The sequence below is a fragment of the Paenibacillus amylolyticus genome, from assembly GCF_050990605.1.
Taxonomy (GTDB): Bacteria; Bacillota; Bacilli; order Paenibacillales; family Paenibacillaceae; genus Paenibacillus; species Paenibacillus amylolyticus_H.
In genome coordinates this window covers 1,270,377-1,294,490 of record NZ_CP158832.1, presented here as the reverse complement: position 1 = coordinate 1,294,490, position 24,114 = coordinate 1,270,377, and the positions used below count along the sequence as shown (strand labels likewise).

Here is a 24,114-nt window from a genome sequence, read left to right as displayed (position 1 = left end):
ATTCATTGTTTCATCGGTCTACATAAATGACCAAAAATACAATTCGGTCATTCGGTCAAAATATACAATACCACCTTAGAAATAAGATTGCAACCTTAACATTTTAAAAATTGGGTTAATATTTTTTAACCTAAATGCAGTGGAAACTCCTTCTGTCGTCGTCTATAGTGTAAGATGACTCAAACAATACGTATATAAATGAAGTTAGGTTGTCTCATTGTAAGATATATGGTGTAAATATTCATAGAAGAAACATGATTTTGCGCTTCAATGTATATTCATGTAGTAACGCATTCCATAGCTAAATAAACAATGAATATCTTCATTTTGAATTAAAACTTATGAATAAAGGTGAACTCATGCGAAAACCAAGAGTGCTCTTATTATCGGAAGGTTTCGGTACCGGTCACACTCAGGCCGCTCATGCGCTGGCACATGGCATCAAAAAAGTCAGTCCACATGTTCACAGTCGTGTCATTGAACTAGGCAAATTTTTGAACCCAACGGTAGCTCCACTAATTTTCTCTGCATATCGAAAGACACTATCGGTTCAACCCAAACTGGTCAGCCTGTTGTACCGCACACAGTACAACAAATCATTAAATGGTTTTACCAAGCTGGCGTTGCACCGGATTTTCTATACACAGACGGCACAGGTCGTATCCCAACTGAAACCGGATGCGGTGATCTGTACCCATCCTTTTCCGAATGCAGTGATCTCCCGGCTCAAACGCCAGGGTCTGAATATCCCGCTCTATACCGTCGTGACCGATTATGACGTGCACGGAACATGGATTAATCCGGAAGTGAACAAATATCTGGTCTCTACCCCTCAGGTCAAAGCATTGCTTGAGATCCGGGGTGTTGATCCCTCCCATATTCAGATCACGGGAATCCCTGTTCATCCAGACTTCTGGGAAGCGGGCGACAAAGTAAAGCTGCGGCAAGAGATGGGGCTTCAGAACATGCCTACCGCGCTGCTTATGGGTGGAGGCTGGGGACTTTCTTTTGATGAGGATCATATGAAAGCTCTCACGTCCTGGGCAGATCGTGTTCAATTGGTGTTTTGTCTTGGTAGCAACGAGAAAATGATTACAAAAATGAAGGAGATGCCTTGCTTCCAGCACCCTAATATTCGTATTCTGGGATATACCCGTGAAGTTAGCAAACTGATGGATGTATCCGATGTGCTAATCACGAAGCCTGGTGGCATGACATGTACCGAAGCGTTGGCTAAGCGGTTACCCATGCTGTTCATTCCTCCGCTGGCGGGTCAAGAGGAAGAGAACTGTGAATACTTTGTACAAGCCGGATACGGCCAGGTCATCCACTCTGCCGATGTGATTACCAAACGTTTCAGCGAGCTTTGTGAACAGGCATCCACTCAAGCTGAAAGCCCGCTGAACGTAGCACATATTACCGGCAGCCGTTCAACCTATGATCCAACGTGTTGCGCCCAAGCTGTTCATGATTTATTATTCCCGACGACAGCCGAAGTTACGAAAACACCCGTAGAGCGATTCTCAGCCGGAATTGCTGCCACGTCCTTGTCAGGTACCAGAATCCCATTCTAACGTCTCTATGGACCTATAGAACAGCTCTCATGAGGTGTTATAGAGGACAAGGCAAGTGCTCACGATATACAAAGAAGGTTCCCTTCCGAATTATTGGAAGGGAACCTTCTTTTATTTTCATTGATTTCGACCGTATGATTTGGCAGAAAAAAGGGTAATTTAAAGTATAACCATATTTTAAATAACGAAATAAAACTACGATTCAGGCTTTTTGAAGGGTCGTGTGATGCACACATAGTTAACTACCCTGCCTGTTTGCAGAATTTACAGGTCGATTACTTGTAAAAAGTATGATGACCGATCGTTTTTACTTTTTTCTGCGAGCGGGCAACTGTCAGATCGTCAGCAAGCGTCAATGATAAGAAATAATACGTATCATCGGCAACTTCCTTCTTCCCGTTCAACGCAGCATTCACTGCTTTGATGCTGTCCTCGTTGGGAACCACACGTTTCATACGTCCGTTCGCTACAGGACTAAACTGGGATTTCTGATAGATGACCTTGTAAATGGTATCGGGAAAATTGGCTGACCGCAGCCGGTTTAAGACAACATTGGCAACTGCCACTTTGCCTTCGTACGGTTCACCTTCTGCTTCTGCCATGACGATTTTTTGCAGCAGATGCAGTTCTTTATCGGACACACTGTATGACCAGGTTGCGAGTTTCGAGTCTTCCTGGTTCAGAAGTTTGGTCCGTGTAAAGTATAGTTTTTGGGGGGGAGTTGTTACAGCAGCGACTTCTTTGGCACGTTTCACTTTGGCCAATTTCAGTGCAGCTTCTTTTTTGGCTTTGGCCGCAGCTACCGCTCTAGCTTTGTTCTTGGCCTTGGCTTCTTGCAGTTCCTGCTCTTCCTGAGCAGTGGTAAGCCAGTTCTTCGCTGGCAAAGATTCAGTCCACGCTACGGTTTGGGCAGACAGATTAGAAGACAGACTTGTCCCATCTTCCATCATGCGCCTCTCTTCTTGCGTAGATGGTTGGTTATTTTGCACAGAAGCCGCAAGTTCAGTCATCTGTTTACTATCACTAGCTTCATTCCACTTCCCCGTCGCCTGAACGACATTTACCCCCACTATACATACAAGCAGCACTGATAACATCGGTGCTACCCAACGATTCTTGCTTATAATGTTCATTCGAAGATTCCTCCTGTCGAAACAATTCCCTTATCTAAGTAACCCAAAAAAAAAGAATTTGAATAACGATGGCTAATATTACATAGGGATAAACGTAATGTCAATGTGATTTTATGGCATAAAAATGATTATCAGGAAAAAATGAACGTATCCACGACCTCATACATTGGCGCTTGCCCCAGCCTTGTCACATAAAGTACAATGTCCTCCACCATCCATGAATTAGCACCTGTGGAATGTTCCGGAAGCACTCCAGATATCCCTTTATTTTCATTACCTGGAAGCTGTCCCAGATATTTTCTGGCAATGGTAATGTGGGGAGCATAAGGTCTTAATTCAGCTTCATACCCAAGGGGTGAAGTCGCCTGCACGACTTGTTTTTGCAATGAAAACAAGTGCTCTATCTCTCCGCTAACACCTTTCCAGAGCACCTTGGGTGCTTCTTCAAGTCCAAATGTGCCCCAGTCGGAAAGCTGAAGCTCAAATGGCTGAAATCCGTTAGCTGCTGAGCGCAATGCTTTTCGCAGGTGCCCGATGTCACTAACTAACGTATCCCCCAGAAATTGCAAGGTTATATGATAATCTCTATGATCTGTCCATTTACGAAAATCCAGCTTGTTCTGTACAAGCCTTGCGTCCATCTGAAGAGACTGCTGAACAGCAACAGGAAGACGAATGGCTACAAACAATCTTTCCCGTCGGGATGAATGATCCTGATGTGATTGGTTATTCATTGCATACACCTCTCTAAAGTTCGCTCTATTATTTCATAACTATACATATCGTTTCAAGTTGGGTAAGTATAGAGTGACACAAAGTTAACCATTTGCAAATAAGGCTAGATTCCTGCATTTCCCACCTTAATGCACATCCAACACCAAATCTGATACACTTTAATTATCAAACTCATCAAACTATTTATCTCAGGAGGACCACACATTATGGGTAAAATTGTATGTTTTCCATCCCTATCCGAGGAACAGCAACAACGCATTCAGAATGCTGCACCAGGATACACCCTGAAATTCGGAAAAGCCAAGGAATTGGACCCCGCTGAGTTGAAAGAAGCTGAGATCATTCTCGGCTGGTCCCCACTCGTCACAGAACATGCCTTGAAAGAGGACACCCTGTTGAAGTGGGTTCAGGTCTGGTCTGCTGGTGTGGACAATCTGCCCTTCGCAGATTTGCAACAAAAGAACGTTCAGGTCACCAGTGCAAATGGAGTTCACGCGATTCCAATCACCGAGATTATTCTTGGTATGATGTTGTCCCACAGTCGCTGGCTGAGACAAGCCATGTTGTATCAACAGCAGTCCGAATGGAAGGCTCCCGCCAAACCACTGCCAGAACTGCACGGGAAAACAGCGGTCATCGTAGGAGTAGGTGAGATCGGAACCGAAACAGCCCGCATTCTCAAAGCACTCGGCATGCGCACGATCGGAGTTCGCCGCTCAGGTAAGGAAGTCCCCAATGTGGATCAAATGTACGACATGACCGGTTTACATGAAGCCTTGAGCCAGGGCGATTATGTAATCAACATTTTACCGCTAACCGATGAAACCAAACATATATATGATCAAACTGCATTTGAGCAGTTCCGATCCGGTGCCTGCTTCATCAATGTGGGCCGTGGCCCCAGTGTGAAAACGGAAGCCTTGCTGAATGCACTCCAAAACGGCCAAGTTGCCTTCGCCGCACTGGACGTGTTCGAAGAAGAACCTCTTCCTGCAGACCACCCGCTATGGGGCATGGATAACGTGTTAATTACGCCTCATATCGCAGGAAGTACAGAGCAATACGCGGATCGAGCAGTCGATATTTTCGTCAAAAATCTGGAAGCTTATGTTGCTGGTAAGACACTGCCGCTTAACCTGGTGGATTATAGTCATAAATATTAACACAAACACCCGTTCCCATGCAATATTGTGCAAATCAGATCAACGATATCAATTGAACTAAACAATATTTACACTTACAACTCCGATGACAGAACAACCTTCCGATCACTGTTATTCCCAGATTTTTTTGACTCACTTTTAGAAAAGTGAAAATCTGTGAATAAAGGCGAAGAGTATGCTTACGATGCAGCTTTCTTGCAGAAAGCTTTTAGCTCCGCTTCTTCTGGTTATTTCTATCCTCTACGTTTCTCGTGTAAATCGTTAGTTCAAGTAAAATGTACACAGTAAAAAAACTCTACCTCTGGAAATTTCCTTAGAGGTAGAGTTTTGTTTTTTTTATACTTACACACACAACCAAATATGACGTATAAACGTGCCTTTTTGTACTGTTCGGTACTCTTTTACCGTCCATCCCGCTTCCAGCAAGTGCTCTTCTACCCACTCTGTGGAAACAATCACTGCCCGTTTTGCCAATCTGCGCAAACTCTCCAGCATGGCTCGTTGCTCAGCATCCGGAAGTACAGAGCAGAGATTATAGGGCATGTCCAGAATTGCTGCATCATACAAATCTTGCAGTTCATTCATATCCCCTAGTGTAATTCGATCCGAATCATATCCATAATGCGGCAGATTGATACGTGCACCTCGGACAGCCAGAGGATTGAGATCGTTACCTTTTGCATCCATTCCCATGGATAAAGCCTCAATGACAACGGTTCCCATACCGCAGCATGGATCAAGCAACCGATGGTTTTCCACTCTCGGAACAGCAATATTAACCAGCGCTCTCGCAAGCGTGATGCCAAATCCAGTGGAGTAATTTTGCGGCTTCTGCCGATGAATCTGCCATGATCGATCCGCTTCTGTCCACTGGCCCAAGATCCATTTTTCTCCTGTTCGGATTAGGCCGAAAGTCACCTTAGGTTGTTTCATCTGTGCCTTACCTTTAATGCACATGCCAACTTCTTTTTCCAGTTGGCGAGACTGAGCATAATCAGGGGCATAATCCCCTTCTTTCAGACAAACTACCTTAAATGTCTCTTCTGGCAACAGATGAATATCTCTGGCAAGCGGAAGCAGATCAGTCACGCTGCCCCCTTCGCCGATCACGTCAAGTCTGCCGTGGATAAAAGGACTGCGTCCAGGTGGAATACATCGTTCAGACCACACATACGACCCCTTATCCATACGGATCTCCGAACTCGGTTCAAGCAGCGTATTCAGCTCCAGCATGCATAATTCTTGCTCGTTCTCGTGGCAAGCAAAGGTATAGAGGTGTTTCCCAGAAGTAGCGTAAATACCGAGTGTTTCATCAGGCAAAATCCCCCTCTCCTTCCTTCATTAATCATGTTTCTTCTATATAAATAGTAAGCTCATTGAAGACATATCAAATACGACTCATACGTTTGCTTCAGGTAGTCATTGTATACAATGTTAGGCCCCTACACAACAATCCATTTCCTTGCACGTATCTATTTGGAAAGAAAAAAATAAGGTGTTCCCATTGTTGAGGAACGCCTTACTTTATTTAAAGATTCTCACCAATCTCCGCCTGCGTGATTCCAGCTTCTTCTATTATAAGAAGAAGGTTATATTTTTAATTTTTCAATGGATGCAAGCAAATCTTCCGATAATTCTTTCAGACTTTGAATGTTGCCGCTAATCGTTTCCATGGAACTGACCTGCTCTTCCGCCGATGCAGAAACTTCTTCCACACTCGCTGCCGATTGTTCCGAAACAGCGGAAATCTGCTGACTGAAATCATTCATTCGTCCGCTTGCTTCCTGCATGCCTGCGAGACCATCTGTCATCGTGCTGATGACACCAACCATGCCTTCCACCGATTCATTAATTGTGCGGAATAGTTGACCTGAAGCAAGAACATGTTCCTGACCCAGTTCGGTCTCCTGAACACCCGTACGTAATTCCGCAACCACACCTTGTGACTCCTGCTGAATATCCTCAGTTATCACCGTGATCTCTTCGACCGAAGCCTGCACAGCCTCAGATAACTTCCTCACTTCTGATGCCACTACAGCAAATCCGCGTCCACTCTCTCCCGCACGCGCTGCCTCAATGGAGGCATTCAATGCCAGCAGATTGGTTTGGCGTGCAATGTCATGAATGACCTGAACCAGTTTGGAAATATCTTCATTTTTACGATTCAATCGTTCCATCTTGTTCATGGAAGCAGAGACCGAACCGGAAATCTGTTGCATCTGCTGTACTGATTGTTCCATCGCCTTGCGGCCATTCAACCCTTGCTCCAGTACAAGGTCGGACATGACGCGCAGCTGGCTGCCTTGTTCCGTATGATTCTGAATGTGATCATTCAAAGCTTCGACCGCACGAGCTGATTCCACAGCTGTCTCTGTCTGGCTCTCTGCGGCCTTGGCTGACTCTTCCATGGTCACCGCAATTTGGCGACTACCAATCTTCACCTCTTCGGAGGATATTGCCAGTTCCCCACTTTGCAGATTAACAGCTTCCGCAATTCGTCTGACACTCAGCACCATGGAGGTCAGGTTACCTTTCATGTCATTCACCGCTTTGGCCAGAACACCAACTTCGTCCTCATGTTTGGTATGTATGTCCTGAACATTTAATTGGCCTTCTGCAATCAGTTTCACCGCACTAATGACACGTAACAGTGGTTTTACGACCTGTGAACGAATAATCGGAATGCTGATCGCTGTAATGACAATCATGATAAGAACACCAATAATGATGATTAATCTACCATCCTGCACCGATCTGATTGTTTGAGCCGCCGCAAGATTGGACTGTTCCTGATTGTATTCCACGAGATAATTGAGGTCAACTTGCATGTTGTCAAAGGAATCAGCACCTTTATCAGATACTTCCTTCGCCAGCTGTGTCTGACCCTCATCACTCAGCTTGATCGATTGCGTATTAATCTTGAGATACGTTTCCCATTTGTTCTTGAACGCAGTCCAGTGTTCGAGCTCATCCGCAGACTTCTCCTGCTGATCATAGATTGTAATCGCCTGCGATGTTTCACGAATATACTTGGTTCGCTCTTCTGACAAGAATGGCTTGTCTGTTTCATCCGCATCAAAGTGTCGATAACTTAGTGACAGGACATGCTCTGTGGTATAGTTTAACCGGTTAATTTGCTGGATTGATGGCATCCAATTGTTCGTGATTTCATTGGTGTTGGATTCAATTGAATTCATCCGGGTGACAATCGTGACACTCAAAACAATTAAACAGAGGATTAACAAGTAGAACGCGATGCTGATACGCAGACCGATACTCTTGATCTTGAATCTGCTGAACATATGATTTCCCCCTTGACCTCTTCGGTCATCCCGAATTCAGGTGCTTTTGTCATGGTTTTCCCCTTCTTTTGACCTCTTGTCAAAGAACTTATCTATATTATATCGATAGGAAAATAGACGTAAAGTATTATAACATTATTTTGTTATTAAGAAGCTTAATTTAGTAAAATCTTGTTGGATTTTGGCACATTCTAAAATAAAAAGCTGCAGCATACGGTCAAATCCCGATCTGCAGCTCTCCGCTTTATTCTAATTTTAACGGGTGTGCATCATAAAGTGCTTCGCCTACTTTAAGATTGCTCTGTCTCTAGCTCAGCCAGCAATCGATATGAATTCAGCCTGCGCTCATAATCCGGTCCTGGCGTAACCAGAAGCAACCGCTCCGTATCCAGCCTGCGACTCACCTGTTGCAATCGAGCCCATACCTGCTCAGCTGTACCTGCGTAGTGCCGCACCGATTCATTATGATCAATAACGGCTGCATCATTCGTGTTAGAGACAGCAATACCACTTGAATTCAGCTCGGTTGAACGTTCTTTCCCCTCCAGCTTGCGTCTCTCCGCCATGTCACGACTCCAGTCCAAAGCATCACTCTCTGACTCGGCACACAATACGCTGACTGCCACCATAACCTCAGGCTTCTTCATCGTTGCACTGGGAATAAATCCTTCTCGGTATCGCCTTACAGCCTCTGTACCATCGGCATCACTCATGAATTGACCAAAGACATATCCCATGCCAAACCGTGCCGCAAATTCTGCACTCTTCACGTTAGTTCCCAACATCCAGAGCGATAACGGAAGCTTGGGAATCGGACGAGCCGTGACGGGATGATCCTCGTACATGTAGCGGTCTTCGAGCAGTTCTGTAAGTGCTGCGAGCGATTCGGGCAGCTTGAACACATGCTGCAAGTAATTGCCACTGAGTGCCATCGTGGCATGAGGCCCACCACCAGGAGCACGTCCAAGCCCAAGCTCAATGCGCCCCGGATAGAGCGCAGCCAGCAGACGGAACGACTCTGCAACCTTGAGCGGACTGTAATGGGGCAACAAAACCGCACCAGAGCCAAGTTTTATCGTTGTTGTCCTTGCTCCGATGTGCGATAACAGTACTTCGGGAGAGGCCGATGCCAGTTCAGCCATATCATGATGCTCTGACGTCCAGTAACGGACGTATCCCCAAGCCTCGGCATGTTGCGCAAGTGTCACCGATTGTTGAAGTGCCTGTTCCGCTGTGGCATCGTTTAACCTGGGCACAAGGTCAAGTACGCCCAGACTGAACGTCTCACTCATTCGCTTAGCCACGCGTCTCATCTCCCTTTATATCGGTTAACTTTAATCCAGATCGTAGATGGAACCCACCTTCAGCCCGTAGAGTTCATTGTATATTTTCTCGGCAAATGCATCCGTCATTCCTGCAATATAATCAATCACCATGTGTTCCCAAGTCCAGATCGGCTGGGCTTTGGCCTGATCCTTCTCATACCGCTGCAGCCAGTCGGATGGAATAATAGATTTGGATGTTTCCGGATCGAGGAATGCATCCCATAATCGCTTAATCATCCACTCACTGCGCTTCTGTAGCCGTTGTACGCGTAGATCACGAATCATGGTCACCCAGGCAAAACTCTTGAGCACACTCACCGTACGCAGCATATCAAGGTCTTCAGCCCCATCACGGACAAAAGTTACCTTCTTCCAGTCTCCGTCGTCAATCACGCCCAGGCTGCCTACAAAAAAGCTCACCCAGTAGGCTTTCACTTCACGACGGGTACGTGAGTAATCATGCTCACAGAACGGCATCTTTTCATTCCAGATGCGCAGGAACGAATCGAGAACCTCTTCTACCTTTTGCCCAATCGCTTCTCGGGTCCATCCGTTCCAGAACAGATCCTCCAGCGTTGTAATCTTATCCACAATCAGTCGATTCACATGCGGATCTTGCAGGAAATGCTCATGTACTTCAATTTTGCCTGCTTTGATGCCATCCTCCAGGTCATGGGAGGAGTACGCAATATCGTCACAAAGGTCCATCAACTGTGCTTCCAGCGTCTTCTTGCCTGCCGGCACGTTCCAGCGATCACGGATCTCCCGAATATATTGCCACTCATGATGATACATGCCTTTCTTGCTCTCTGTCCCGGGGTACGGATACTTGTTGATTCCTAGTAATACCGCATCGGACAGGTTCAGTCCGTCAATATCTTCACGCTTCTCCAAGTGCATAATGAGACGGAAGTTGTGCGCATTGCCTTCAAAATGCTCGTATTTCCGTTTTAGCTCGGCACGGACTTCAGACTCCACCTTGGGAACTTTGGCACTGCGGCTTTTTTTCATGATTTTCTTAGCCTCGGTGTTAATGAGGTCATCCAGAATGCCATCCAATACTTCTTCACCTTTATGTCCAAACGGCGGGTGACCGAAGTCATGTGCGATTGCAGCGCACTCCACCACTTCTGAATCAATAATAAGGCCGGGGTTGTCCGCACGGTCCCAGTCCACCTCAGGAAAACGGCGGATTAGGCTTCGGGCAGCCTCTCGTGCAATCTGTGCCACCTCCAGGGAATGGGTCAACCGAGTACGATAATAATCACCCGTTCCTGCGCCAAACACCTGCGATTTGCCCTGTAACCGACGGAAGGTCGGTGAATGAATAAGTCTGGAATAGTCCCGTTCGTATGCTGCACGAGATCCATCCAATTTGGTTAATTCTGGATATTGTCTATGTTCTCTCAGATCGTTCCATTGCATGGGGATCACTCCTAGCCGACTGTCTCTATTTTGAGTGATTATACACAACATCTGTGGTTTCGAAAAGTAAAACCTGTCTGTGATTGTCATCTCTTCTTACATCAGCTTGTGATGAACAGTCATCTTCTCTTATTATACCCTGCCAGACTATCATCCGTGCATCTAAATGACGATGATTCATATTGAACTCATTATTCTCATATGCTCGCTCCCATAGCAGAACAACCATAAGTACTAACTGTGCCACCAGATGGCCGTTCTGGTTACGGATCGTTCTTCTGATCGCTGTTATTCCCAAATTTCTTTGATTTCCTTTAAAAAGGGAGAAATTTGGTAATAAAGGCGAACGCTTCGCTTCTTCAGAATCGATTCCGTCCCCTTCACTACTTTTTCTGTCCTTAAAATACATAATGCTATTCACCATTCAGCTCGCTAAAATCGAGTGGAAATCAAGTTCAATTTAGAATAATATCATCCATCGCTGCAATGATAGTCTGCCTCACCCGCGCCATCCCCGTTGGTGGGTAAAAAAACAAAAACCGACAGGACGGAAATGCCCTGTCGGATCAATATGGTGGGTGCAACGATGTTACACCATAACCTTGCAGATATCGTTGGTGAACTCTACTGGGTCCTGAATTGGCAATCCCTCGATCAGCAATGCTTGATGGTACAGCAGGCTAGTGTAGAGGTTCAGCTTTTCCTGATCTTGTGCGAAAGCGTCTTTCAACGATTTGAAAACATCGTGATTTACGTTGATTTCCAGCACTTTGTCGGCTTGTACGTTTTCGCTATTCGGCATAGCTTTCAGGATTTTCTCCATTTCAATCGTCAGCTCACCTTCGGTGGACAAACATACCGGGTGACTTCTGAGACGTTTGGAAGCTTTGACCGCTTTGACTTTACCCGCCAATTGAGCTTGCATCGCTTCAAACAGCTCTTTGTTGTCGTTGTCCTGAGCGTCCGTTTCTTCTTTGTCCGCGCTATCTTCGATACCCAGGTCACCACTGGAGATGGATTTGAATTCTTTCTCCTTGTAGTTCATGATCATCTTGATTGCGAACTCGTCGATGTCATCGGTAAAGTACAATACTTCGTACCCTTTCTCAAGAACACCCTCGATCTGTGGCAGCTTCTCAATACGGCTAATCGATTCACCGGATGCATAGTAGATGTACTTCTGATCTTCCGGCATTCTGGAGACGTATTCGTCCAGGCTCACGAGTTTGCTCTCTTTGGAAGACGTGAACAACAGCAGATCCTGCAATGTATCCTTATTCACACCATAGTCGCTGTATACACCATATTTCAACTGACGGCCAAACGCTTGGTAGAACTTCTCGTAGTTCTCACGCTCGTCCTTCAACAGGCTTTGCAGTTGGCTCTTGATTTTGTTCTTAATGTTCTTCGCGATCAGGCTAAGCTGACGGTCATGTTGCAACATCTCACGGGAAATGTTCAGGGACAGGTCTTCAGAATCCACCATACCTTTGACAAATCCGAAGTAATCTGGCAACAGATCCCCGCATTTATCCATGATCAGTACACCGTTGGAGTAGAGTTCAAGGCCTTTTTCATACTCTTTCGTATAGTAGTCAAACGGCGTATTCTCCGGAATAAACAGGATTGCATTGTATACCACTGCGCCATCTGCGCTGATGTGCAAGTGTTTGAGCGGTTTGTCAAAACCGTAGCGTTTTTCCATATAGAAGTTATTGTAATCTTCTTCGGTCAGTTCGCTTTTATTTTTACGCCAGATCGGTACCATGCTGTTTACGGTTTGTTCTTCTTGGTATTCCTCGAACTCGTTCTCCGTGCCCTCTTTTGGACGTTGACCCGTTACATCCATCTTGATCGGGTAGCGAATGAAGTCAGAGTATTTCTTGATGATGGATCTCAGGCGGTACTCTTCCAAAAATTCGTCATACGTATCTTCTTCGGTATTTTCTTTGATCGTCAGGACGATCTCTGTTCCCACGGAATCTTTCTCAGCTGGAGTGATTGTGTAACCATCCGCGCCTTCGGACTCCCATTTCCAAGCCTCGTCGCTGCCCAGCGTTTTACTTGTTACGGTCAGCTTGTCCGCCACCATAAATGCCGAGTAGAAACCAACCCCGAATTGTCCGATGATGTTGTGGCCGTCTTTGGCTTCATTTTCCTTCTTGAACGCCAGGGAACCACTCTTCGCGATAACCCCCAGATTGTTCTCCAGCTCTTCCTGCGTCATCCCGATTCCGGTATCTGTCAGTGTGAGCGTGCGGTTTTCTTTGTCAATCGTGAGCTTGATGAAGTAGTCCTCTTTGTTGAAAACGAGCGAATCGTCGGTTAGTGCTCTGTAATATATTTTGTCAATGGCGTCACTGGAGTTGGAGATCAATTCTCTCAAAAAGATTTCTCTTTGGGTGTAGATGGAGTTGATCATCATATCCAGCAAACGTTTGGATTCTGCCTGGAATTCTTTTTTAGCCATGAGTGGTTGGACTCCTTTCAAATTGGGATATCGAATGATTGGATTGAAAATAGAAAGTAACTGAGATAATCCTGCGGCCATTAGTAGACTTAAAAACCTCGATCGCTCTAGTCCACAGATATTGTGCTTCACTTCTAACTGGCTCATTGTTAAAAATAAGTGCACGACGTTCTGCAATGTAGCCGTTCCGGTTACGAATCGTTTTTCGGATCGCTGTTATCCCCAGATTTCTTTGATTCCCTTTTTAAAAGGGAGAAATCCGGTGATAAAGGCGAACGCTTCACTTCCTCCAAATCGATTTCGTCCCCTGCACTACTTTTGCATCTGATCAGCGACTGATTTTTTAGGATAAAGGACATCAATGAAGTGATATCTCTTAAACGCGGAATCTTGCTTCAAGTCTGTTGCATACCTTGGCTTCGCATGTCCTACTCAGGTTCAATATCTATTTTCAAAAACAGAATCATTCCATATGTAGGCGTGTACTAAAAAGATCATTGTTAGCACTCTAATGATCGGAGTGCTAAACCCTTCCTTTTATATAACATATGGGAAAATTGGGTGTCAATACGCAGGCGGTTATTTTAACAAAAAGATCGAATAATCCTTCAACTTTTGCACATCACCAATCATTTTAACGTAATCCCGCAGGCAATACAAAAGCCGCCTCGAACCAAAGTTCGAACCGGCATAGGTAGAGACACTCATAGTTAGAGTTAGAAACTTTTACTTTTTCGCCATTTTCGGATCAAGGGTATCGCGCAGTCCATCGCCCATGAGGTTGAAGCCGAGCACGGTCAACATGATGGAAACGCCGGGGAAGATTAATGTCCACGGTGCTTTTTGTATAAACTGACGGGAATCGGACAGCATTTTCCCCCATTCAGGGTCGGGGGGTTGCGCGCCCATGCCCAGAAATCCGAGTGCAGCAGCTTCGATGATCGCCGTCCCAATTCCGAGTGTACCCTGCACGATCAGCGGAGTAAGGCTGTTGGGCAAGATGTGGCGAAACAAGATTCGACCGTTGCCCGCTCCAAGTGTCCGCGCCGACGTAATGAATTCCTCCTGTCTCAAGCTGAGTACCCGTGAACGTACCAATCTTCCGTAGGTCGGGATGTTCACGATGGCGATGGCGAGCAGTGCATTTTGCAAAGACGGCCCCAGTATCGCCACAATGGCGATAGCCAGCAAAATTCCCGGAAAGGCAAGCAAGATATCAAATAAACGCGAGATAAGCATGTCTGCCCATTTTCCATAAAATCCGGCAATCAGACCCAGCAGCGTGCCCGCAATAATGGAACCAATGACGGAGAAAAAGCCCACCCACAAGGAAATACGCGCTCCATGTAGCACTCTGGAAAACACGTCACGCCCCAGATCGTCCGTACCAAACCAATGCTCTGCCGAAGGGGCCTGAAGTCGATCCACCAGCACCTGTTCCTTGTAATCGTAAGGTGCAATGTAAGGCGCGAGGAAGGCCAACAGGATAAAAAATACAATGATAATCAAGCCTGCAAGCGCAAGTCGATTTTTCCGAAACGTTCTCCACGCTTCCCGCCATGGACCGGATGTGCTCGCCGACGCAGCGTCAATGGATGGTCCGGTATTGGTCGATAATTTGGCCATGCGGCGTCTCCTTTCTTGGGTATGAATGAATGATGAATTCGCTATTTATAACTGATACGAGGGTCGAACACCGCGTAGAGCAAGTCCACAATCAGGTTGATGACCACGAAAAAGAATGCCACGATCAGAATGCCACTCTGGATCACCGGATAGTCCCGTGAACTAATCGCTTCATATATATAACGTCCCACGCCAGGCCAGGCAAAGATCGTTTCGGTCAACACCGCACCCCCGAGCAATGACCCGGTCTGGATGCCGATAACCGTAAGCACGGGAATAAACGCATTTTTGAGGGCATGTCCATATACAACAAAAAACGGCCCCAGTCCCTTCGCCTTCGCAGTACGAATGTAATCGGAACTCATCACTTCCAGCATGCTGGAACGGGTCATCCGGGCAATAACAGCCATCGGGATCGTACCAAGCGCAATACTCGGGAGCAACAAATGTTTCGTTACGGTCCACAACTGATTCCATTGTCCAGCAATCATCGTATCCAGCACATACAAGCCCGTAATGGCTTCCACCGGATCACGTGCATTCATCCGTCCAATGGACGGCAGCCACTGCAACTTGTTCGCAAACAGCCATTGTTCCATCAGGCCGAGCCAGAAGATCGGCATGGATACACCTACTAGAGCAATGACCATACAGCAATAATCAAACCAGGAGTTGTGCTTCCATGCACTGACAATCCCGGCATTCACCCCAATAATGACAGCAAACAACATACTTGCCATCGTTAATTCAAGGGTTGCTGTCAGATATGGCACAATTTCCTGGGCAATAGGCACCTTGGTGCGGATGGACGTTCCCAGGTCGCCTTTGAGCAAATCGCCCAAGTAGGCAAAATATTGCTGGAACCAGGGTTTATCCAGACCGAGCTGGTCACGAAGGGCCTGCTTGGATTGTTCGGTTGCCTTTTGCCCAAGTATGGTCTCGGCCGGGTCACCCGGAATGGCGTGGATGATGGAAAAGACAATCAGGGTCATGCCCAGCAGTACGGGCAGCAACACAAGCACACGTTTGACAATATAGCTGTTCAATCCTGTTCACCTGCCTTCGACATATCGTGCAAAATAAAAAGCGCTGGCAGACACGCATGCTTTGGATGGTTACGTCCGGATGTGGGTTCTGCCAAGCATTGCGTCTCACCAGCGCCTTTGAAAGAAAGAAGTTACACTTAATCGCTAGACTGCAGTTCCATCCTCAGATTGATGCTTCACTCTCTGTTATTCTCAGATATAAAAATTCACTTACAGCTTACTCAAAATAAGCACCGGCATAGGATTCGGTGCCCAGTGGAGAAGGAACGAAACCTTTCAGGTTGGCTTTACCTGCCAGAATTGGCGTCGTGTGTACCAGAGGAATCCATGGTGCGTCTTCCTTGATAATGACTTGTGCCTGTTTGTAAAGTTCCGCGCGTTTGTCTTGATCGGTTTCTGTCTGTGCCCTCGTCAGCAATGTGTGCAACTCTTCGTTGACATAGAAGCTGCGGTTATTACCCGGAATGGCGTCTTTGTCCAGCAAGGTGTACAGGAAGTTATCCGGGTCCCCGTTGTCCCCCGTCCAGCCGAGCATGTAGATATCGTCTTTCTCACCGGCTTTGGCATCATCCAGATACGTAGCCCATTCTGGAGATTCAATGTTGGTGGTCACGCCAATTTTCTCAAAATCAGCCTGGATCGCTTCCGCTACTTTCTTGCCATCAGGCATATACGGGCGGGATACCGGCATGGCATAGAAGGTTACCGGATCAGGCAAACCGTCAGGGAAGCCAGCTTCGGCGAGTAGAGCTTTTGCTTTTTCCAGATCATATGGGTAATCCTCAATGGTATCGTTGTACCCCCACAGCGTTGGCGGCATCGGGTTAACAGCAGGCTGAGCCTGTCCAGCAAAGAATGCATCAATAAGGGCCTGCTTGTTCACTGCATGGTTGAGAGCTTGTCTGACTTTGACATTATCAAATGGTTTCTTCTTGAAGTTAAAGCCGATATAAGCCACGTTGAACGGTGGACGCTCAATCTTCTGCAACTCGCTATTGCCTTCAAGGATGGACAGATCGTCCGGGTTCAGGTCTTCCATGACATCAATCTCACCGTTTTGCAGGGCATTGAAGCGAGCCGTATTATCCGGAATCGAACGCACGATCACTTTGTTCAGTTTCGGTAGTCCTTCTTTCCAGTAATCCGCGTTTTTCTCCAGGGTGATGGAGTCGTTACGCTTCCACTCTTTGAATACAAATGGGCCGGTGCCCACAGGCTCGCTCTTGAAGTTTTCTTTTTTCTCCTGAATCGCGGTTGGACTGGCAATGCCAAATGGCGTCATTGCAATATTTTGCAGGAAAGGCGCTTGTGGCTGGTTCAATGTGAACTCCACCGTAGTTTCATCCGTCGCCTTCACTTCCTTGATCACACGTCCGTCCTCTGGTCCAAACATGGAATCATAATAATCGAAGGAATCCCCCTCGAATTTATATTCACTCGCCGAATCGCCCCAGCGGTTGAAGTTGAACACAACAGCCTCAGCGTTGAAGTCCGTACCATCATGGAATTTCACACCGGACTTCAGCTTAAACACATACTTGAGTCCATCCGCCGAAATCTCCCAGCTCTCTGCCAGTCCGGGAACGACTTCTGTTCCGCCTTCCTTGTAATCCAGCAATGAATCAAACACCTGATGTCCAATCTTCAGCGACTCCCCATCAGTTACAATCGCCGGGTCGAGTGCTACGGAATCCCCGCCGCGGCCCATGATCATCGTATCCTGCGCTTCCGTCACTTCGGCTGGTGGCTCGCTGCCTTCCGCCGGAGCAGGCGAATTCCCAGCCCCCTCATTGCTCGAGCAACCTGACAACACCAAGACGGTACTCAAAGCCAGAGTCAAAAAACCGGACATCCATTTCTTTCTCATTCGCATACGTACAACACCCTTCCCTGTCTCATAATGTGTGTGATGCTGGCATGAAAAAACTTCAATGATAGCCATTGGTTCGGTGCTTGCTTGTATCAATGAAAGGCTTTAGGTGCCTGTGATACCTGAATTAAAGTTCCGGGAGAAGTAAGGCATGTATATGAAACTTAAAAAAAGTATGGGAGAAAGATGAATAATAGATATAAGTAAACGCCAGATCATCCTGCGCATGGATTACGGATATGGACGATTATTTTTATAGAGAAAGAAGACATACAACAAAACAAAGTGCCTTGTGAGATGACTCTATGCAATTGATTGAGATTGTTACAATTTATTTGAACTAAGGTCAATAAGTGATAGCAAACGGTTACGGACCGGTAAGACCAAGTTCAAGTCAGTGGATTTAGAAATACAGATGGGCATATGGATACTACGCTGCTGGCTCTGCAATCAAACCTATCCCTTGAGCGGGTGCGGGTCGTTTTGAGTATGCATTGTGGGAGCTGGACTAGGTATCGTTTGCAATACGGACGAAAGAAAGTCAACATAGGCTAGGTTGTTTAAATGTGTGAGTTGTTTATTAGGGTGGTTATCTCTTGCAGATTGGATGTGTATAACGTATGAGCGAGTCATCTTGAGATGTTGGATTGTTACAACAGGGAGACATTACAATAACTTCATATGTTATGGTTTTGTCATGATGCGGAGGATTGTGTAAATACACTGTGGTGAAAAACAATTTCGTGTAACTTACTTTACATCACATTAATCAATTAGACAAGAGATTTACAGACATAAGTCTTCAACTTTATTATATGCGTTAATATTACTTACACAAAGCACAAAAAAGGAACACAGTTCGACAAAAAGCGTCTTGTGTTCCTTCTCCACTCCATCCACATTCAGATAAGATCAACATTTTAATTTGCTAAGAATCAGCTCACTTTTTAAACAAACCTCTGCGATGCATCACGGTAATAAAACGGTAAAAATCATAACTCGCCCCATTATCGATGCTGAACAATGGATTTTTGGTGTCATATGCCAGCGCTGCATCCACAGCTGCTTTTGCCCATACTGGAACTTCCATTTGCTGACGCGCCTGCAGTTTGTCGACTTGGGATTTGAGCGCATCAAACGCTGCTTTCTCTTCGGCTGTCATCGGTTCGCCCCCTTTCGGTGGTTCGGTTGGTGGATTCGGGTTGGTTGGTTCCGGCGGTTTCGGGGTAGCTGCTGCGTATCTGGCTCTGAGCTGTGCCGCTGTTCCCTCGAATTCATTCATATCCACGTTGCCACTAATGCCATTCACCTTGCCCGAATCCGTGTACTGCCAGAACGTCCACCGCTTCCATGCCGGCTGGTCTTCCGGTACACGGGTGTTGCTGTAACGTGCGATCCACAGATCGTATGAGCTGAGTGATGTATCAAAATTCCCGGCAAATGAATTGCCCGTGTATATGATCGGTTTTACACCTGTCAGACGTTGTAATTCGGTTAAAAAGGCTTTCGCTACCGTATTCATCTGCGCTTTGCTCAGGTTGCCGGGGTTGTTCTCGTAGTCCATGACGGGTGGCAGTTGTAACGCCTTGGCACCTCCAACTTTGTTAAGTGCATTGGCATAATGTGCCGCTTCGGCCTTGGCACCATCGGTAGATGTAGCGCGGAAGAAGTGATACGTTCCAACCAGCATACCCGCCGCCAGTGCACCCGTTACATTTTTCTGGTAATTGGGATCGGTATATGTCTGTCCCTCAGTCGCCTTGATGAATACAAATGTCATGCCACTTGCCTTCACCTTTGCCCAGTCAATATTGCCCTGGTATCGAGAGACGTCAATGCCCTGTGTGTTGCCCGAACTTCTTGTTTGCATGTTTCTCACACCCTTTATGCGGCAAATGCCGTTTGTATATAGTTAATGCGGTTGAGTTGGGGGTTGCTTGTGTGCGTGTCCTTGATGTGTTGGAAATGAACTGAGCCTTGTTCACACGGACACTCCGATGACAGAATAACCTTCCAATCGCTGTTATCCCCAGATTTTTTTATTTCCTTTTCTAAAGGGAAAATCCGGGGATAAAGGCGAGGTTATGCTTTCGAAGTAGCTTTCTTTCAGAAAGCTTTTAGCTTCGCTTTTCCACGTTTTTTCTGTCCTCTCCGTTATTGTGTGAAAATGTTAAGTTCAACCTGTATAGATGTATAATATCTCATTAATTATTCAGATTAGTTTTGTTTAATTTGCATTCTTACTAATCAACAAACGATTAATATATCTATACACTCGCAATATTAATCGCTACTTAACGTTATCTTTGGTTGTCGGTGATTCTGTGTCGTCCGGATCAGCCTGTGAAAAAGAATCTTTGGCACTTGGGGAGATGTTGCCGGGCAGTTCCCCGGTTCCCCCTTTGCCCTTGAGCACTTCAATGGCTTGCCGAATCACTGGCGGAATGGGTGCGCCCAACTTACCCCCGTTTTCGATAATGGACAACAACTCATTTGCGATATAAAAAAAGGCGACCGCATCCCTGAACAAATGTCCGTCTCCCAGAACACCGTCCACCAGATGAGCCACCGATACCATTGCAAATATAAATACCTTTCGTGCGATGCCGAACATGCCAACATTACTCTCTAACTTACCACTCATACCCGCCGCGGCGATGCCGGTTAGGTAGTCGAGGATGACGAACACGAGTAGCACGCCCAGCACGCCTGACCAACCTCCGAAGAAGTAGGTTACTGAACTGGTTATTAGGGCAAGGAGCCATCTCCATAGTGTGTCCCATCGTTCCATATTTTCACCTCCCACTATAAATTAATAAAATCTCTTTTTTTCTCAAATCTTTCTTAGATCTTCAGCCCATGACTGATTACGAGGGAGGAATCATGTAATGGTGAAAACATTATTTCTAGAAGAGCCATTAGCGGGAATAGAGCTTGGGAATTGCCGGTAGCCCATAGATCGTTCCTGTAATTGCACTTTGGATATCAACACCTGTCTATTGACGACTCCCCTCCCATCTCACGTAGGGGGTTGCCCTTATGGTGAAAAAACTACAGCTAATCCGTGTTTCTATATGTCTTTGACCATTTTAGTTTGGTGAGAAACGTCTTATTTTAGCTACCACCTGTAACTCTCTTCGTCCAACCTCTGTTCTCATTTCTGAACTCTGGACTCTGTTGGCCGTTGGTTTAAGAGGTTAGCTTCGTCCAATAAGTCTGGTGTAGGTTAATCTTACTCTCAATTAATTTCAAACAGCAAAAAATTGGAGATTCCGCGGAATGGAACACCTCTGTGTGATCGTCTTACCATAACTCTTTCCTTGTTTTGACGATTCGATTTGTTTTACTTCAAACGTATCACCAAATAATTTTATTTTCCTCATGACCTGATCATTCCCCCTATAGTCGTTTGCTCTGGTGTATTAGCAGATGGCTGCGTCCCTACTTTTATAAGGCTTGATCCCTCAGTTGCAAGCAACCCGAGAGAGTTTCCGCTACCGTTATTGTTCTGAGAAACAACTAAAGAAAGCATTCCTGAACGAATGGCTATGTTTTTGTTGGAAATTGTACAACCAGATATAAAGGCATTAGATGAAGATAAATACACCCCCGAAGAATACACCCCCGAAGACGAGGATGAAGTCATCACGCAGGAATATATCATTAATGACATTACATGATCTACCATTATTGAGACTGAGGAGGAAGAAGCATTGGCATTGTTTATTGTGAAACGATTTATCACTACATTGGATAACTTTGATTTCGATACTGTAACTGTTCCTGAGATTATAGAAATTGATCCATCGGCGGGACCTACCAAGGCTATAGACCCATTCCCTAATTTATAATTAATGGAGATATCCTCAATGTAAGTGCCTGCACCTACTTGTATAGTAATGTTGTTATCTAGGATGGCTGGAATTACAGACAACGCCTTATTGATTGTTTTAAACGCTTTTGCATTAGAAAGACCGTCATTACTATCATTACCTGTTGACACATTAACATAGTAAGTAATAGAGTTTTTTTTCAAATCAATACCCGCTGAAACAGTCGTCCAGACAGATTCGTCATAATACTCCAACTTTCCGGATCTAATTCGCATCCCATGAGGTTCGCTATTAACTGCAATTGAATTTGCATGGTTGTTGATAGCAATTTGACCCGTCTCCTGCGCTAAATCAGCCTTTATTTTGGCATCTGTCGCCGCTGTTGAAATAGCCGCCACCCTCGCATCCCTAACCGCCTTCTCCGTCGCCGCCAACGTCTCAGACGTCCCATCCGTCTTACTCGACAACTGTACCTTCCCCTTCTGCGTCAAAGACGCATCGGGAATATCCATTTGACTCACCGCTTCACGAAGCGTATCCAAATCCGCTTGCGTCGCCACACCTGCATCAATCTTCTCAAAAATCCCGTTAATACTCTCCCGGGTTACATTCTCGTTCCCCAAGGGAAGAGGCAATTTTAGTCGATCTGTTTCTTTTGGCATTACGCCCACACCTCCAGTTCATTCCACGTCAAGGACGCGGCGTCGAGTTCATCCCATGTTTTCTGCTTCTTGTCCAGATCATCCCAGACCAGATAGCGATACTCATATTCCACGGCCATATGGGCCGGTTTCAATTCTTCAATCGCCCGTTTCAGATCATCGATATTTGGCGGAATGCCCATCGTATCCACAAAGCTCACCGTAAAACTCCACGCACTCGGCTGAAACGTCACATCCACCTTGCCCCCGGCATAAGCCTCGGCAACATTTGCAACCAGTCTTCCCGAAAACTTCCCGGAACCGCGCAGCTTCGACTGCACCACCGCACGCCGCTGCTCCAGAGGTTTGAGACGATCTGTCTCAATACCCAGCTCCTGCTCCCAGAAGTCCAGCCCCCACGTCGCTGTAAGGACAAAAAATTGCTCCAACGTCTCATCCAGCGCCTGGTACAGCAGATCCATCTCGATGTCTTTGGCCTGCATATCCGCCTGCATAACGCGCGAAGTCTCATAATACCTGGGCAAATACGAGAACAGCTCCCGCCCTTTCTCACTCGTCAGTCCAGCATCTACAGTAGAAGGAGCACTCATGACCAGCATCCTCCTTTCCTTTCACATCAACGTATACAGCTTCGCTCAAATGCTGCGCTCCCGAGCGGCGCACCGCACGACCCAAGCACTCTTCCTGCCCGCTACTCTCTTCATTTCCAGCTGAACCGAATGCCGCATAGTCCGAACATTCCCGATGTCCCCTACTACCTTCATCGCCGCACTCCCCAATTACATCCTGATCAACCATCTGCCCAACACTACTCATGAACTTCCACCGTCCCCAGCACGGCCACCTGACTCGCGGTCATCTCGATATTCTGGTCGCTCACACCGTTCACGGTCAGCTCCGAATAATCGATAATGGGCGGAATATCCAGCAAGATCGCGGCAATACGGGTGTAGCGTACGAGCGGATCGGCAAAAGCGAGCTGCTTCAAATACGTGGTCACCCCGCGTTCGATCAATGCCCGTACATCGGCCAGTGTCGCATCACTTGCTAGCGTCAGCTTCACCTGAATGTTCATCGGCACTTCCTCGGCTGGCATTACGGACACCACTGGCCCAGCCGGTGCAACGCCTTCACCCTGTCCATCCTGCGTGGGGTCAACGTACTTCTGCACGGCCGCTACCAGATCGGTACCCGCAGCACGTTTGTCCGTATCCAGCAGATACAATCCCACCGTGCCTGGTCCCTGCCATAACGAAATCACACGCGTTGCACCAACACCTGGCACTTCACTTGCCCATTGCACATATTGCGACTTGTTGCCACTGGTTCCTTGATTGCGGACTTTGGCATAAAAACGTTCCAGTAGCGCTGTATCTGCCTCAATATCTGCACCGCCTTTGATCACATCAACGTTCGTGACAGAAGTCACGCCACTTACAGGTGTAGACAGCACAGTTACCGTGCCCGCAGGCACATTGCTCTCTTTTCCAGAGACAAGCGCTCGCACGCCTACCACACCGGAGCCCTCTGCATCCAGCTCCACACGGCCCACCGTCTCATATTCGAGCGAAGCTTCAGCAGATACTTCATCCGCGAGCGTAGCCACGACCGTTCCTGCAGGCACCACTTTCCCAGGCGTACCCGTGAACCTCACAGCACCCTGAGCCGACACAGCAGCTCGCCGTGTGATGCCGTGCTCTCCCGCCCGCAGATCCAGCTCTTCCGAACGAAAATTCGGATCACTGCTCGCAGCCGTACTTGCAAACCCCCGCCGCAGTAATTCCTGCGCCCACAAAGCCGCCTCAGACAGCATAAATGCTACCGGAGCTTCCGCATCCCACAGGAACGAACCCTCCGATTTATCCAGATCCGCGGGCAGACGATCCAGCATGCGCTGCATAATCTGTTCCTCCGTCTGGTCCTCCAAATAACGCGGAATCTCAGCCATCC

Annotated in this window: 19 protein-coding genes; 2 read left to right on the top strand and 17 right to left on the bottom strand. The window is 46.7% G+C overall.

Annotated elements, in window-relative coordinates; all coding sequences use genetic code 11:
- The first annotated feature begins 359 nt into the window (after positions 1 to 359).
- A complete protein-coding gene (locus tag ABTV53_RS05750; RefSeq protein ID WP_433751548.1) occupies positions 360 to 1,574 on the top strand; it encodes an MGDG synthase family glycosyltransferase in 1,215 nt (404 codons plus the stop codon).
- A 275-nt stretch (positions 1,575 to 1,849) separates the two neighbouring features.
- Here ABTV53_RS05750 and ABTV53_RS05745 read toward each other — a convergent pair whose 3' ends face one another.
- Positions 1,850 to 2,707, bottom strand: a complete 858-nt coding sequence (locus ABTV53_RS05745; protein ID WP_433751546.1) for a cell wall hydrolase — start codon at positions 2,705 to 2,707, stop codon at positions 1,850 to 1,852.
- A gap of 131 nt (positions 2,708 to 2,838) precedes the next feature.
- Entirely contained in the window at positions 2,839 to 3,441 is a 603-nt protein-coding gene (gene thpR / locus ABTV53_RS05740; RefSeq protein ID WP_433751544.1) for an RNA 2',3'-cyclic phosphodiesterase, read from the bottom strand.
- Between the two features lie 207 nt (positions 3,442 to 3,648).
- Here thpR and ABTV53_RS05735 point away from each other — a divergent pair, with 207 nt between their 5' ends.
- A complete protein-coding gene (locus tag ABTV53_RS05735; RefSeq protein WP_433751542.1) occupies positions 3,649 to 4,605 on the top strand; it encodes a D-2-hydroxyacid dehydrogenase in 957 nt (318 codons plus the stop codon).
- 342 nt (positions 4,606 to 4,947) lie between these two features.
- On the opposite strand, the gene ABTV53_RS05730 is transcribed toward ABTV53_RS05735, so the two are convergent.
- The 15 genes from ABTV53_RS05730 to ABTV53_RS05660 form a co-directional block, all read right to left on the bottom strand.
- Positions 4,948 to 5,925 (bottom strand): TRM11 family SAM-dependent methyltransferase, encoded by a 978-nt coding sequence (locus ABTV53_RS05730; protein WP_433751541.1) that lies wholly within the window; start codon positions 5,923 to 5,925, stop codon positions 4,948 to 4,950.
- Positions 5,926 to 6,194: 269 nt separating this feature from the next.
- Entirely contained in the window at positions 6,195 to 7,907 is a 1,713-nt protein-coding gene (locus tag ABTV53_RS05725) for a HAMP domain-containing methyl-accepting chemotaxis protein (protein ID WP_433751539.1), read from the bottom strand.
- A 290-nt stretch (positions 7,908 to 8,197) separates the two neighbouring features.
- Positions 8,198 to 9,220: an MsnO8 family LLM class oxidoreductase gene (locus tag ABTV53_RS05720; protein ID WP_433751538.1), complete on the bottom strand. Its 1,023-nt coding sequence runs from the start codon at positions 9,218 to 9,220 to the stop codon at positions 8,198 to 8,200.
- 21 nt (positions 9,221 to 9,241) lie between these two features.
- Positions 9,242 to 10,657, bottom strand: coding sequence for a deoxyguanosinetriphosphate triphosphohydrolase family protein (locus ABTV53_RS05715; protein WP_433751537.1), 1,416 nt, complete (start codon positions 10,655 to 10,657; stop codon positions 9,242 to 9,244).
- Positions 10,658 to 10,682: 25 nt separating this feature from the next.
- Positions 10,683 to 11,066, bottom strand: coding sequence for a hypothetical protein (locus tag ABTV53_RS05710; protein ID WP_433751535.1), 384 nt, complete (start codon positions 11,064 to 11,066; stop codon positions 10,683 to 10,685).
- A 180-nt stretch (positions 11,067 to 11,246) separates the two neighbouring features.
- Complete coding sequence (gene htpG, locus ABTV53_RS05705; protein WP_433751533.1) at positions 11,247 to 13,127, bottom strand: molecular chaperone HtpG; 1,881 nt, start codon at positions 13,125 to 13,127, stop codon at positions 11,247 to 11,249.
- A gap of 726 nt (positions 13,128 to 13,853) precedes the next feature.
- On the bottom strand, positions 13,854 to 14,753 hold the full coding sequence (nikC, locus tag ABTV53_RS05700) for a nickel transporter permease (RefSeq protein WP_124117053.1): 900 nt from the start codon (positions 14,751 to 14,753) through the stop codon (positions 13,854 to 13,856).
- Between the two features lie 41 nt (positions 14,754 to 14,794).
- A complete protein-coding gene (locus tag ABTV53_RS05695) occupies positions 14,795 to 15,799 on the bottom strand; it encodes an ABC transporter permease (RefSeq protein ID WP_076209595.1) in 1,005 nt (334 codons plus the stop codon).
- A gap of 217 nt (positions 15,800 to 16,016) precedes the next feature.
- Complete coding sequence (locus tag ABTV53_RS05690; RefSeq protein WP_433754082.1) at positions 16,017 to 17,666, bottom strand: ABC transporter substrate-binding protein; 1,650 nt, start codon at positions 17,664 to 17,666, stop codon at positions 16,017 to 16,019.
- Between the two features lie 943 nt (positions 17,667 to 18,609).
- Positions 18,610 to 19,539 (bottom strand): glycoside hydrolase family 25 protein, encoded by a 930-nt coding sequence (locus tag ABTV53_RS05685; RefSeq protein WP_433751532.1) that lies wholly within the window; start codon positions 19,537 to 19,539, stop codon positions 18,610 to 18,612.
- A 420-nt stretch (positions 19,540 to 19,959) separates the two neighbouring features.
- Complete coding sequence (locus ABTV53_RS05680) at positions 19,960 to 20,460, bottom strand: phage holin family protein (RefSeq protein ID WP_433751530.1); 501 nt, start codon at positions 20,458 to 20,460, stop codon at positions 19,960 to 19,962.
- A gap of 588 nt (positions 20,461 to 21,048) precedes the next feature.
- On the bottom strand, positions 21,049 to 22,164 hold the full coding sequence (locus tag ABTV53_RS05675; RefSeq protein WP_433751528.1) for a tail fiber protein: 1,116 nt from the start codon (positions 22,162 to 22,164) through the stop codon (positions 21,049 to 21,051).
- Positions 22,164 to 22,754: a YmfQ family protein gene (locus ABTV53_RS05670; protein WP_433751527.1), complete on the bottom strand. Its 591-nt coding sequence runs from the start codon at positions 22,752 to 22,754 to the stop codon at positions 22,164 to 22,166. Before ABTV53_RS05670 ends, ABTV53_RS05675 begins: the two co-directional genes overlap by 1 nt.
- Positions 22,714 to 22,980 (bottom strand): hypothetical protein, encoded by a 267-nt coding sequence (locus ABTV53_RS05665; protein WP_433751525.1) that lies wholly within the window; start codon positions 22,978 to 22,980, stop codon positions 22,714 to 22,716. The genes ABTV53_RS05670 and ABTV53_RS05665 overlap by 41 nt, the downstream gene beginning before the upstream one ends.
- Complete coding sequence (locus tag ABTV53_RS05660) at positions 22,973 to 24,112, bottom strand: baseplate J/gp47 family protein (protein ID WP_433751524.1); 1,140 nt, start codon at positions 24,110 to 24,112, stop codon at positions 22,973 to 22,975. The genes ABTV53_RS05665 and ABTV53_RS05660 overlap by 8 nt, the downstream gene beginning before the upstream one ends.
- Between the last annotated feature and the right edge of the window lie 2 nt (positions 24,113 to 24,114).